Below are 13500 nucleotides of genomic sequence, written 5' to 3'. Positions count from 1 at the left end.
GCCCGCCGCGGCCGCCGCCGTTCCCAGTTCGGCATGGCTGCCGCTTGGCGTCAGAACGCATACCGCGTCGATGTCCGCCCGAACCAGCATTCGATCGTAATGATCGTACCCTATCGCTCCATGCCTTGCCGCGAACCCGCGCGCCTTCTCCCCGTCGTTGCCGCATACCGCAACCAGCCTGGCGCCGGGTATCTCCGCGATGCTTCTCGCATGGATCTCGGCGATCATGCCGTACCCGACGATCGCAAAATTCATTATCGCGCTCAAGCTGCGACGCCTCCTTCGTTATCCTTTAAGCCCGGTCGTGGAGATGCCTTCGACGAAATGTTTTTGGGCGAAAAAGAAAATGAGCAGCAGCGGAACGATGGAGAGGAAGGATACCGAAAACATCGCTCCCCAATTCGTCTTGCCGGTATTGTCCAAAAACATGTTCAACGCGAGCGTGACCGGATATAGCTCAACCGAATTGATGTACAGCAGATGGGACAGGAAGTCGTCCCAGGACCACATAAAAGCGAAAATCGAAATCGTAAACAAGGCCGGTTTCAACAGCGGCAGCATAATGAGCAAGAAAAACCGCACCTTCCCAGCCCCGTCCACAACGGCCGCCTCGTCAAGCTCCAGCGGAATGCCGCGGATAAACTGAATGAGCAAGAAAATAAAAAACGCGCCGTTAAATTCGCCAAGCCACGCGGGAACGATCATGGGCAAATAAGAATTGAGCCAGTCCAGCTCCGCGAACATTAGAAATTGCGGGATAATGATGATCTGCTTCGGGAACATGATCGTAACCATCAGAACGGCGAACCAGACGCCTTTAAGCGGGAAGTTGATTCTGGCAAAGCCGTAAGCCGCAAGCGAGCAGGAAAACAACGATCCAAGCAAAATCGCAATCGACAACAAAAACGAATTTCCGAAAAAAATATGGAAAGGCAATTCATTGATCGCAAACCAGCCGTCGTAATAGTTGGACCAATGCAACGTGCTTGGCAGAAGCGAAGCATTGCCGAAGATTTCGTCGTTCTTTTTGAAGCTTCCGAAAAACAACCATAACACCGGATAAATCATAATGAACCCGAACGCGGAAAGCGCGATATGTTTGGGTAATGCTGTCCATCGTGTCATCATAGTCGCCTTCCTTTCTTTCCGTCGGAATCCTCGTAGTGAACCCAATAACGGGATGCGATAAAATGGATGACGGTCGCAAAGCCGATAATGACCAGAAGCACCCACGAAATGGCCTGCGCGTACCCCATATTCAAGGAACTGAATGCTTGCTGGTAAATATAAATGACCATAAACAGCGTTTCGTCCACCGGTCCGCCCTTCGTAATGACATAACCTTGCGTAAACGTCTGGAACGTCTGAATCGTCTGCATAATGAGATTAAAGAAGATGACCGGCGATATAAGCGGCAGCGTAATATGTCGGAATTGCTTCCAGCGGCCCGCGCCGTCCAGAGACACGGCTTCGTACATTTCCTTGGGCACCTGCTTCAGTCCCGCCAGGAAGATCAGCATCGTGGACCCGAACTGCCAGACCATTAGAATAACGATCGTATACAGCGCGGAATCCGGGTTGAATATCCAGTCCTTGCCCTGAATCCCGAACATCTGCAGAAATACGTTGATCAGCCCTCCGCGGCCGAATATTTGCATCCACATAATCGCTACGGCGACGCTGCCTCCGATAATCGATGGCAAATAATAGACCGTGCGGTAGAAGGATAAGCCGGATATACCTTTGTTCAGCACCATGGCGATCCCGAGGGAAAACGCCAGCTTGAGCGGAACCGCCAACAGCACCAGCTTCGTCGTCACCCATAACGACTTGTGAAATCGCTCGTCGCTTGCGAACAGCTCGGCAAAGTTGCCGAATCCGACGAACGAATAGTCCGCGGAGAAACGATAATCCGTCAAGGCCAAATAAAACGAATAGATGAACGGCCACAACATAAACGCCAGAAAACCGGCCAGCCAAGGCAAAATAAACATATACCCCAGCGAATACTCTTTTAAGCGGCGAATCCGTTTTGCGTTCATAGTCGAAAACCCCTTAGCAGTCATGATAGGAACTGGCCCGTTCCTCATATAACGACAGAAGGGCCAGCCGTACCGTTACGCATTAATTTTTGAAAATAGCTTCGCCTTTGTCGCGCAGTTCTTTCACGGCTTCTTCAAGCGAAATTTTGTCGAACGCCAGCTTCTGCATGACCTGATCGAACAGCTTGCCGCCGCCGCGGAACTCATCGTACTTCTCCGGAGTCGGATCCATCGGCGGAAGCTCCTTCTCGTACACCAGGCTGTTGATCTCGAACAGCTTGCGGGTGCTGTCGTCCAGCAGTTCCGGAGAACTCGCCAACATGTCGCGCACTTCGGAGTTGGAGGAGACGCCGCGCACGTTCTTCAGAATGCGGGCCGCATCCAGATCGTTGATAAAGAAGTCAATAAACTTCGCAACCTCTTCCTGCTGTTTCGAATGAGTGTTGACCGTCATGATCACTTCCGTAATGGCGGCGTCGCTGCTGAATTGATCGCGCGGCACGGGAACCATGGCAAGTTCGTCCTGCGTATTGCTTTGCAGCCTTCCGAAGATGCTTGCTCCGCGGAACTGCATGGCAGCCTGGCGCGTAACGAGCGGACTGTTCTGGTTGCTGTCGTCCGCCGCGGCGACATCCGGAGGCGTAACCGCGCCGGCATCCCGCAGATCTTCCCAATATTGCAGCACCTTGGCCGCATCCTCGTCGGCGTATACGATGCCTTCCTCGGAATACACCGGCTTGCCGGTAAGCGATTTCAGATGCGCGTAAAAGATATCTCCGCTCGCGCTGCCCGCCATATCGTCGGCCGCTCCGTGCACCTTGCCGCCGGATTTCTCGGTAATTTCCTTTGCCGTCGCGGCGTAGTCCGCCCAGGTCCAGTCGTTTTTCGGCTCCGCCACGCCCAGTTCCTGGAACAACGTTTTGTTGTACACGATCGCGTTGACGGCCTGATAGACGGGAACGCCCTTGATCTCCCCGTTCACCTTGGCCTGATCCAGCAGCGCCGGGTTGATCTTGTCCAGCCGGATCGACGGGAACTTGTCGACGCTGACGTAATAGTTGGGATCGATTCCCCATGCCAGCTCGGCGAATATCACGTCCGGTCCCTGACCCGCGATCAGTTGCGTCTTCAATTTGTCCGTAAATCCGTCCCAACCGCCGTATTCGGGAACGATATCGATGCCGGGATTCTTTTCTTCGTACAGCTTGATGGCATCAAGCGTCGCGTTATGCCTTTCTTCCGAACCCCACCAAGCGAAGCGCAAAGCGATTTTGTCTCCCGCCGCCGTTCCCGCTGGCTCCTTCCCGTCGTCCGCCTTCGAGCAAGCCATGGAAAGCGTGCCAAGCGCTAGCAACGAGGCGATCACCGCAAGCAGCTTTTTCTTGTAGACCATTTCCTGCGACCTCCCTGAATGTATAATGTGTGTTGCTATCCCCATACTACTGCCACCGGATGCGCCTCAACAACGTGAAATAATTAAAGCGATGTTGAAATTATTAAGGTCCACGAAATGCCCACGAACGGAAGGCCAGCCGGACATGCTCGGCTGGCCTGGTCTTGCGCGGTCACACTATTTGAACAGCGCTCTATATTCGGTCGGCGTCAGTCCGACATGCTTTTTGAACACTTGCCCGAAATATCTGGCGTCGGGAATTCCCGTTCGCTCGGCGATTTCGCCAGCTTTCAGCTCGGAATGCTCCAGCAGCTCCTTCGCCTTATCGATCCGGTATTGCGTCACATAATCGATAAAGTTAATCCCCTTGTTGTCCTTGAACCACTTGGAGAAGAAGTTGGGATGCATCTGAAGCTCATCGGCGATCAAGTCCAGCGACAGCACGCCGGCATAATGCACGTGAATGTAGGCAAGCGCCTCTTCCAGCTTGGCCGAATCTTTGACGCGCGTATTGGCATCATGAAGCGCCTGGATCGATTGGGCCATTCGCTCCGCCAGCACGGACTTGATTCCTTCGAACCGATCCGCGTTGCGAATAAGCGCCGTCCACTCCTCTTTTGCCACCGTCCATTGATCGTCAGGAAGCAGCGACGCCTTGGCCAGCTCCGACTCGATCGACAAGATCAAGTACAGCAGCAGTTGCCTGATATGCGGCTCGGCGATTTGCCTGGACTCCAGCTCCTGCATAATATCGGACAGATACTCTTCTATTTTCCCGGCATTCAGCGCATTTATGCGATTGGATACGAGCATCATTTTTTTGATGACGGCTGCGACGGGCTCCCAATCATGCGAGGCGTTGTGGCGATCCGCATATTGAAACAATCGTGCTTCCGGGTTCAAAAACTTCAGCTGGAGCGCCTTGTTCGCCTCCGCGAACGCCTCTGGCACCTCCTCGTCGCTGTCGTGAAGCAAGCTGACTCCCGCGTTCAACGGTTCCTCCTCATCTGCCAGCCATTGCTGCAAAGTCCCTATCTCTTCGCCGGGGCATAACAGAATCCATTCCCGATTGCTGATGCGCGCGAAATTCCGACGCTCGAGCCGCCGGCACGCGTCCGGGTCCGGATGCTCCAGCTCGGAGGAGACGAGAACAAGCCGGAACGGCCCTTCCCGCCGCAAGGCCGGCCGCCGCACCAGCTCCCTGGCCGCTTCGGACAAATGCGACTCCCGCAGCCCGTTCCGCAGCAGGAAGTGATGCGACAGCACGGACAGCATCTGCTTGCTCATCTCCCGCTCCTGCAGCGTATGGGCACATTTGGCGAGCACCTCCTCGAAGTCGGAGTCCTCCGCCGGCTTCAGCAAATAATCGAACACGCCCGTCTTGATCGCCTGCTGCGCGTAAGCAAATTCGTTGTATCCCGTCAGCAAAATAACGAGTAAATCGGGGTAACGTTCCCGAATAAGTCCGCTCAGTTCAACCCCGTCAATGCCCGGCATCTTGATATCGGTCAAGACGACGTCCGCGGCGTTGCGGCTCAGCCAATCCAGCGCTTCACGTCCGTTCTCGCAGGCGCCAACGCATTCGAAGCCGTACGTTTCCCAATCGAAATTGCGCAGTCCGTTCCGGACGATCGGCTCGTCGTCGACGATCAGTATGTGGTAGCTCATGCTTCCGGTTCCTCCCTCTGCAAATCCGCTTGCCATATATCTTTCCTCAGCCATACTTCCACGATCGTGCCTTCCCCTTCGATGCTGTCCAGCTTCAGTCCCCATTCCTCGCCGTACAGCAGCTTGATCCGCTCATCCACATTGGACAAACCCAGATGTTTGTCGTTTCTGACGTTCCTCTCCAGAAGCGTCTGCAATTTGGCCGCCGGAATGCCTACACCGTTATCCTGAATAATAAAAAAGATTTTATCCCCGTACTCCGCGCCTTTGATGTCGACGCGACCTGGTCCTTCTTTGCGCTCCAGTCCGTGCACGATCGAATTTTCCACAAGCGGCTGCAGAATAAACCGCGGAATCTTGTAAGCCATCAGCAACTCCGGAACGTCGATATGGATGCTGATCCGGTCGGAGAAACGCGTCTCCTGAATTTGCGCGTAATACCGGATATATTGCAGTTCCTCTTCCACCGCGATCAGCTTGTCCTTCTTGGCCAGCGACAGCTTGAACAGCTTGGACAACGCGGTAACCATCTTGACGATATCGGTTATTCGATGCGATCTGGCAATCCAGTTAATGGAGTCCAGCGTGTTGTACAGGAAATGAGGATTGATCTGCGCTTGCAGCGCGTTCCATTCCGCTTCGTTCTTCAGGATCTGCTGCTCGTATACTTCGTTGATCAGACTGTCGACTCGCTGCGCCATCCGGTTGTAGCTGATCGCCAGCTGGCCGATCTCGTCCTTCGCCGTGATGTCCATCCGCGACTTGAAGTTGTTGCGCTCCACGTCACGCATCATCCTGATAAATTGTTTGAACGGCCGGGTGAACCGTTGCGTGGTCCAGATCGCAATCGTAATCGTTATGAGCAGAATGATAAGAACCGTATTAAAAAAATAACCGCGTATTTGCGCCGTGCCCTGCAAAATATCTTCCCTCGGCACCGCCGATACGAACAACCAGTCCGTCTTGTCCAGCACATATTGCGTCACGAACAGCTTGCTGCCGTTAAACGTTGCATAGCGGTTCGAGGCCGCCGAATTGCCGAACGCAAGCGTTTGCGCCAGCTCCTTCACATCCTGGCTTCTACCGATGATCGGGTTCTGATTGCGATCGATCAGCAGCAGCACGCCGGTATCCATCGGCTGGAACCGGTTAAGCACCGACTCCAGCCGGTAGCTCGGGATGACGATGCGGATAAAACCTAACGTTTCATTGGCTTTGTTGCCGGTAATAAGCCGTGAATAAACCATAAATTCGCCGTCTTCGATCGCATACCAATACGGCATGCCGCCCCGTTCGGCCGCTTCCTTCGCCCACGGTTCGTTCGCGTCCAGACTTTTGTTGGAATAGCCGCCGGTATAAGAGAAGCCATTGAAGCCGAGGATATCCAGTCTTTCGATATCCGACCGCGTTCGCAGATACGGCTTCATTACATTGGTTACGAGGCTCGCATCGGTAACCTTCTCGTAGGAGGAGGCGTCATTTTGTTTTTGCAAGATGTGCAAAATTTGATCGTTGGTGGTGGCGAAGATGCCGAGTTGCTCGATCTCCGACAAGTACATGCTCAAATAACCTTCGCTTTGTTGCAGCGCCTTCAGCGTAATTTCATGAGCCTGATTTTCCAGCAGGCTGTTGAATTTCATATTGGACAATATCCCCGTCACCGAGATCGGCACAACCCCGATAAACAAGATGATCAGCAATATTTTGTTGCGGAAGCTGAATAGAAAAGTGTTGAGCATGGCGTCCCCTCCATTTTGCATCTATGTTAGCACATCGTCCGGGGAAACAGGAAAGCAAAAAAAACGACCGGCCATCCTTTGCAGGATACTCAGTCGTCTTTTTTGCTCACGAATTTCCTTTGGCGTCGGATCTTCGTTCTACTTATCCAACGCCTCAACCACCGTGTCAATGCCATAGCTTTGGCCAATTGGTCCGTAGCCCATGCCGAGCGTACCGTTGAAGCCGTACACTTGACCGTTCTTGACGGCCTTCAGACCTTTCCATACTTCGGTTTTCTCCCACTCGTCGGAGACGGCAGCCATGTCCGGATTGTCATAGTTGAAGTACCCCAGGAAGAGATGGTCCGGATTCAATGCTGCCAATCCTTCCAGCGACATCTCGGCGCCGGCTGTCATAATGGGATCCTCCGGCGCTTTAAGCCCGATCCCTTTATCGTAATAAGGAGTCAGCGTCTGTGTGCCGCCCAGGTAGGCTACCGTATCGCGAATTTGCAGGAAGGCGACTCCGCCTTCTACGTCTGCCAGCTTTTCCTTCGCGTCCTTGATCTTGTTCTCGAAGCCGGCGATAAAGTCCGATGCCACCGTTTCTTGACCAAGCATTTCACCCAACTTCGTCACGAGCGCCGGCCAGTTGGTCCATACGTCCGTCTGCGCTTCGTCGATGACGACGGTCGTCGCGATTTTCTCCAACTGCTCCGTTACTTCGGCGTTGACCGCGTTGCCCGCGATGATGAGATCCGGACCATACTCAAGCAGGCTCTCCATGTTCACCGTCGTGTTCTCGCCAACGACCGCAAGTTCGTCGATCTTGTCGACATAAGGCTTGTAGTTTTCGGAGTCCAATGAGGAGTTCTCCTTTGTAAACGGCAGCGCAAGCCCTACCGTCTTCAAGTCGAATACCAGGATGGATTCGATGTATCCCCAGTGAACAACGGCCACGCGCTCCGGCTGCTTCTCGATGACGATGCTGCCGTTTGCCGCTTCGATCGTACGCGGGAATACCGCGGCAGGCTCTTGATTTGCTTCGGCGGTCGGCGACGCGCTTGACGAGGCAGTAGGCGACGCGCTTGGCGCGCCTCCGTTATTGGATCCCGCGTTGCCGGAGCAAGCGCTCAGGAACAGGATCAGGCTCAGCAATCCAACGATTGCGGCATAACTTGTTTTGCTCGACTTTCTATTCATGACTAGCATCCTCTCTTCGGTCAACCACGCCGATAACGATTCTCATTAACAAATAAAACAGTACCATCCCTCGCGCGGAATGAGAATAGAGAGATTCCCGCGGGAGGGATGGACGATTTCCATGCGAGGTTGCGCGTCAGCGTTCCAGCTCCCTACCGATCAGTCCGATTTGACTGGGAGCGATGCCTTTATATTTTTTGAACAGGCGGCTGAAATAATACGGATCCGCATAACCGACGCTGCGGGCGACGGCGGACACCGAAAATTGCTTCGTCTGCAGCCACTCCTGCGCCTTGTTCATCCGATAGTGGATCAAGTAGTCGATTGGCCCCATTCCGGTATACTTCGTGAATAGATGCGAGAAGTACTTGGCCTTCAGCTTATATCGTTCGGCAAGCGTTGCAAGCGTGATAGGCTCCGTAAAATGCGTCTGGATATACTGAATCGCATCTTCGATGACAGGATAACTTTCCTTATTCTGCCCATGCCGCTCCGATTGCAATACATTGGCGATAATCTGGTAGAAGATCGACTTCTTCTCCAGCAGGTTCATGAAATCCGGGGACGAGTCGGCCTCCAGCAAACTGTCGACGAGCCTCAGCAGCTCAGGCGCAAGCGCCGCCTCCAGCAACGCAATGTCCCGGGGCTCCCTTATTTCCCCTTCATCAGCCGCACTTTCCTCCGAGCGGTCGAGGAGAGCCTTATCCGAATCAATCTGCACAGGCAAATAATGGACAAGACAATAACGAAATCCCTGTTCCCCCGCAATAATTTCCAACCGCCTGCCCGCTCCGCCGATCAATACCTTCCCCGGTGCCAGCAGATAGCTCTCATCGTCGAACTGAAACTCCGCTTCCCCATCGAGCGCGATAAGGACGCCGCATCGGGCCGTCGGCTTGTCCACATGTCCGCCGTAGACCCGATTGGCTTCCAGTTGCGTGCGGTATACGCCGTACAGCGCAAGCGGCGTATTGGCGAAATATTGAGCCAGCTCCTCGTAGGCATATCCCATTGTCGACAACCTCCTAGCCTCTCGTTCTTGTCATCAAATACAAGAAATAAGGCGCTCCGATGACGGCCGTGACGATGCCCGTAGGAATCTCGGAAGGCTGGATAGCCCAGCGCCCGATCGTATCTGCCGTAAGGACCAGCAACGCGCCGACTAGTGCCGATGCCGGCAGCAGTCCTTGATGCTTCGGTCCGACGAGCCGCTTCGCGAGATGCGGGCCGATCAAGCCGACAAAGCCGATACCGCCGCTGACCGCGACGCAGGATGCTGCCAGCGCTACGCCCGCCGCAAGGAGCTTAAGCTGCTCGCGCGAGACATGGGCGCCGAGGCCGCGCGCCGTCGCGTCGCTTAAGTTCAGCACGTTCATTGTCTGAGCTTTGGTCATGACGTACGGAATCAGGAACAACAGCCATGGCAACAGCGCCATTACGAACTTCCAGTTGGTGCCCCATATGGAGCCTGCCAGCCATGTAGCGACCATCTGATATTTCTCCGGATTGAGGCGCAGCGTCAATACGATCATGGCCGCGCTGATCCCGGCGGCCACGGCGACGCCCGTCAGAATGAGACGGGTCGGCATAATGCCTTCATGTTTTTTGTACGCGAGCACATAGATCAGAAACGCCGTCAGCGCCGCTCCCACGAAAGCCAGCATAGGCAGGAAAAAGACGGGCACGTTGGCCGTTGTCGGGAAGTAAGACACATACAGCATGACGACGAGACCCGCGCCGGCGTTGATGCCCAGAAGGCCGGGATCGGCAAGCGCGTTGCGCGTGATGCCTTGCATAATACAGCCGGATAATGCGAGTCCTGCGCCGATCAGCATCGAGATAACGATACGGGGCAGCCTGAATTGGAAAAGAACAAGCTCTTGCCGATCCGTTCCTTGCCCGAACAAGGTCATAATTAAATCCTTTGGCGTCAGTTTGATGACGCCGGTGTTCATGCTTATGATGAATGTGGTGAAGATAAGCACGGCAAGTATGCTCATTACCAGGATGGAGCGGCTGCGGCGTTTCTTCTCGATGGATTCTGCGGTGATGGCCTGCATCTACAGCTCCCTCCTTTCCTTGCGCGCCAGATACAGGAAAAACGGCACGCCGATAAGCGCGATGAGCGCTCCGATAGGCGTCTCTTCGGGCGGATTAACCATACGGGCGGCAATGTCGGCAAAGATAACGAGCAGCGCGCCCAGAATGGCGGAGCACGGAATGATCCAGCGATAGTCGACGCCGACAAGCTTCCGCGTCAGATGCGGAATAATGAGGCCGACGAAGCCGACCGCACCGACGACGGCTACCGCGGAGCCCGCCAGAATAAGCACCACGATGGCACAAAGAGCTTTAACCAAACCCGTTCTCTGGCCGAGACCGCGCGCAATGTCCTCGCCCAGGCTGAGCATAGTCACCGAACGGGATAACACGATGCCCATCACGAGCGCCACGGCAACCCACGGAAACATAACCTGCAATTGATCCCAGCGTGTTCCCGCAACGCCTCCCGCATACCAGAATGCGATGTCTTGGCCGATCTTGAAATAAAGCGCGATGCCCTCTGCCAGCGCGCTAAGCAATGCGCTCAACGCGGCCCCGGCCAATACGAGACGGGCAGGCGAAAGGCCGCCCTTGGCAAGCGCGCCGATGCCGTATACCAAGCCCGCGCCGAGCGCCGCTCCCACAAACGAGAACAGGATAACGGACATGAACGGCAGGCCCGGGAAAAATGCGAAGCAGATAGCAAGCATAAAACCCGCGCCGGAGTTGATGCCCAGCAAGCCGGAGTCGGCGAGCGGGTTGCGGGTCATGCCCTGCATGATCGCGCCGGCCACCGCGAAACTCGCCCCCACCATTGCGCCGCCAAACACGCGCGGCAGACGGAGCTCTCTGATAATCTGGTGATCGGTCAGCTCGGGATTGAACTGAAAGATCGCCTGCCACACGACCTTGAATGAGATGTCCGCTGCCCCGAAGTTAATAGAAAGGAAAAGTCCAAGCACGAGCGCGATAAGACCGCCAAACAAGACGACCGTAGCAGCAATCGGTCTGCTCTTGATGGGGGCGTGCGAGGATGGCGTAGTCGTTGCGGTACCAGAAAATGCGGGATGATAAGAATGAGATGACTGCTGCGCTTCCGATACGGAAGATGTTTGCATTGTCGCATTCATTGCTGCTGTGTCCGCCTCTGCCGGCTTGGAGCCGTTTCTGGTCTTGTTTGATCTAGTCGACATGGGTTCCTAACCTTCTTATCTTTTATTGATATTGATTCTCAATAACAATCACATTGAAATTATAGAGGAAATGCCCCCCGATTGCAACGATAAAAACTCTTTGCTCAGCAATTCGAGCGTGAAATCAAAAACCTGACGCATTCACACGTCAGGTTTCTTATTTGCACGATTAAGTTTGAGCAGCGCCCGAATCCTAGAAACGAAGCGACATGGATCGACTCCTACGGGTCCTATTTATGAAAAAAATGATGAACCATGTTTGCGAATTTCCCTCTTGCTAGTTTCTCAGTGGGGACTATTTTACCATCAAGAACTATGGCAGGCATCGCTGTAATGCCGTATTCGCTAACCTTTGAATGCATATCCACATTTGGATCCGTACAATTAGCATCATATACGGAAATAGAACACTTCGGGCAAGCATATTCCTTCACAAGATTGACGATATCATCTCCGTACAAGTTGCTGTCTGTAAAAATTTCAATATTTTTACCCATGATCGGCTTCATCCCTTCATGATTTGTTTTAGAACGGGGCATTCCTGCTTTGGCAGAGGAAGCAGATGTGTCGGCATGGCAGTGACTTGCCTTAATAACGATTTGAAATTTTCCAACTGAGCGATTTTTTCTTCGATCTCTTTTAACTTTAATGTGGCGAATTCGTACATATCCTTTGATGGGTAGTCGTTCTCTTGTTGGACGAAAGCTAATAGATGTTTGATTTCATTTAGAGTAAACCCCAAGTTCTGCGCTTTCTTGATAAAACTCACTTCTTCAACAGCCGCTTCCGAAAACATTCGGTATCCCGCTTTATTTCTATTGGGTTTCGATAGCAGTTCCCGTCTCTCATAATATTTGATGGTCTCTACATTTACGTTAGATGCTTTGGCCAACTGGCTTACGGTGAGGCCATCCATAGCATCCACCTCCTCATAAATAATAATAAACCCGGTACTATGGTACCGAGTCAACAGGCTGCTGTTCTCCGCCCTTATCGAAGCGGCCCTGTTTGGTCCATAGGCGTTTTTTACGCCTACAGCTGCTCGTTCGACTACTTTTTGGAGCTATAAGCGTTAAAAGCGCCTATGGGCGCTATGCCGCATAATTTCCTAAAATAAAAAAGCCCTGCTCCCCGTCCTGCAAACGGGAAACAAAGCTTGAATTGTCACTGTGTCATCATCCTACCGAGGAGTTCAATCTGCCGAGCTCGTCTTCGACAAGGGAAGTTAACTCATCCTCATATCCGCCTGTTATGCGATATTTGCGAATGTAATCCTTCACAAACTTGCGCGGGTCCTTGGGCTGGAAAATTCTCGTAAGTTCCTTCAGGCTTTCCTTGACTTCATTCTGGCTATGCTTCGCCATGAAATCTCCTCCCTTATACGATGGATGGTCGTCCTAAACAGTATAATCCGAGAACGTATGCGGCTCTTACACCGCAAGAACCCCCTTCGGTGCAGGCAAACTCCATGGCCAATGAGTCACAATGTTTTCATTTTTCTTACTATTATATCAGTTTGCCCACAATTATGAAAGTGAACAAAAATTAACCCTTGGTCTGTTTTCGTTCGTCATCTGCCTCCGAGTCCGTGCTGGAGGCATCCTCCGAGGACTTGGATTCGGCGAGTTTCTCCTTTCTATACATACGCAAATAAGCCACTACGCCGACTACGCCAACCGCAATTCCGAATGCGAGCAACGCGATCGTAACCCAATCCCGGGGCATGCCTCCACCTCCAATCTACTTCAAATATCGGCGAATCCCGACGTGGAATGTAGGGTCAAATTGCACAAAAATTATTCCATATATTAGCTAATATTATATCGAAATCAACATAGACTGGCAACTCGTGGAAACTGTCCTTATGGGAAAATTTTCTTGCGATCATATTTTCCGGTAAGCTCCGCTCCCCCAGGCAAGAAGCTTTCCGTCCCCATCCATGACCGACGCTCGCAAAGTAATCGTACGTCCTGTGCGATGAATGGTTTCCGCTTCGCAGATCAAAGTCCCTTCCCTTGCACTGGATAGGAAATGGGTGTTCATATTGGCGGTAACGGTCCGCTCATTGCTCTCGGCAAGCATGACGAGTAGCCCCATTGCATTGTCCATCATCGACATCAGCACTCCGCCATGCACGATGCCCAGCATGTTCAGGTGAGAGGGCTCGATGTTCAAACTGATCGTCGTCTTGGCTCCGTCCGCCGACACGACCTTGCACCCGAGCCTCCCCCAAAAAGTCT

The 13500-nt window shown here is 53.2% G+C and carries 15 protein-coding genes; all 15 read right to left on the bottom strand.

Going from position 1 to position 13500, the window contains the following annotated elements; genetic code table 11:
• A partial coding sequence (locus PAT3040_RS26515; protein ID WP_181376848.1) for a Gfo/Idh/MocA family protein occupies window positions 1-267 on the bottom strand: 267 nt, incomplete at its 3' end.
• Between the two features lie 18 nt (window positions 268-285).
• Window positions 286-1128, bottom strand: a complete 843-nt coding sequence (locus tag PAT3040_RS26510) for a carbohydrate ABC transporter permease (RefSeq protein ID WP_307719178.1) — start codon at window positions 1126-1128, stop codon at window positions 286-288.
• Window positions 1125-2042, bottom strand: coding sequence for a carbohydrate ABC transporter permease (locus PAT3040_RS26505; protein WP_108995045.1), 918 nt, complete (start codon window positions 2040-2042; stop codon window positions 1125-1127). Before PAT3040_RS26505 ends, PAT3040_RS26510 begins: the two co-directional genes overlap by 4 nt.
• Before the next feature lie 82 nt (window positions 2043-2124).
• Complete coding sequence (locus PAT3040_RS26500; protein ID WP_181376847.1) at window positions 2125-3435, bottom strand: ABC transporter substrate-binding protein; 1311 nt, start codon at window positions 3433-3435, stop codon at window positions 2125-2127.
• A 177-nt stretch (window positions 3436-3612) separates the two neighbouring features.
• A complete protein-coding gene (locus tag PAT3040_RS26495; protein ID WP_181376846.1) occupies window positions 3613-5103 on the bottom strand; it encodes a response regulator in 1491 nt (496 codons plus the stop codon).
• Window positions 5100-6842: a cache domain-containing sensor histidine kinase gene (locus PAT3040_RS26490; protein ID WP_181376845.1), complete on the bottom strand. Its 1743-nt coding sequence runs from the start codon at window positions 6840-6842 to the stop codon at window positions 5100-5102. Before PAT3040_RS26490 ends, PAT3040_RS26495 begins: the two co-directional genes overlap by 4 nt.
• A gap of 138 nt (window positions 6843-6980) precedes the next feature.
• Window positions 6981-8024, bottom strand: a complete 1044-nt coding sequence (locus PAT3040_RS26485) for an ABC transporter substrate-binding protein (protein ID WP_108995041.1) — start codon at window positions 8022-8024, stop codon at window positions 6981-6983.
• A gap of 136 nt (window positions 8025-8160) precedes the next feature.
• Entirely contained in the window at window positions 8161-9036 is an 876-nt protein-coding gene (locus PAT3040_RS26480; RefSeq protein WP_108995040.1) for a helix-turn-helix transcriptional regulator, read from the bottom strand.
• A 13-nt stretch (window positions 9037-9049) separates the two neighbouring features.
• The gene (locus tag PAT3040_RS26475; protein WP_108995039.1) at window positions 9050-10084 is read right to left on the bottom strand and encodes a FecCD family ABC transporter permease; all 1035 of its coding nucleotides are present in this window, start codon (window positions 10082-10084) and stop codon (window positions 9050-9052) included.
• A complete protein-coding gene (locus tag PAT3040_RS26470; RefSeq protein ID WP_258235168.1) occupies window positions 10085-11260 on the bottom strand; it encodes a FecCD family ABC transporter permease in 1176 nt (391 codons plus the stop codon).
• 230 nt (window positions 11261-11490) lie between these two features.
• Complete coding sequence (locus PAT3040_RS26465; RefSeq protein ID WP_087570474.1) at window positions 11491-11757, bottom strand: hypothetical protein; 267 nt, start codon at window positions 11755-11757, stop codon at window positions 11491-11493.
• Window positions 11758-11765: 8 nt separating this feature from the next.
• Complete coding sequence (locus PAT3040_RS26460) at window positions 11766-12176, bottom strand: MerR family transcriptional regulator (RefSeq protein ID WP_108995037.1); 411 nt, start codon at window positions 12174-12176, stop codon at window positions 11766-11768.
• A 259-nt stretch (window positions 12177-12435) separates the two neighbouring features.
• Window positions 12436-12624: a hypothetical protein gene (locus PAT3040_RS26455; protein WP_068687297.1), complete on the bottom strand. Its 189-nt coding sequence runs from the start codon at window positions 12622-12624 to the stop codon at window positions 12436-12438.
• 181 nt (window positions 12625-12805) lie between these two features.
• Window positions 12806-12985, bottom strand: coding sequence for a hypothetical protein (locus PAT3040_RS26450; RefSeq protein ID WP_087570476.1), 180 nt, complete (start codon window positions 12983-12985; stop codon window positions 12806-12808).
• Between the two features lie 159 nt (window positions 12986-13144).
• A partial coding sequence (locus PAT3040_RS26445; RefSeq protein ID WP_108995036.1) for a PaaI family thioesterase occupies window positions 13145-13500 on the bottom strand: 356 nt, incomplete at its 5' end.

The sequence above is a fragment of the Paenibacillus agaridevorans genome, from assembly GCF_003112455.1.
GTDB lineage: Bacteria > Bacillota > Bacilli > Paenibacillales > Paenibacillaceae > Pristimantibacillus > Pristimantibacillus agaridevorans.
The sequence above is the reverse complement of the archived record's forward strand: the minus strand, read 5'-3'. Positions and strand labels throughout refer to the sequence as shown.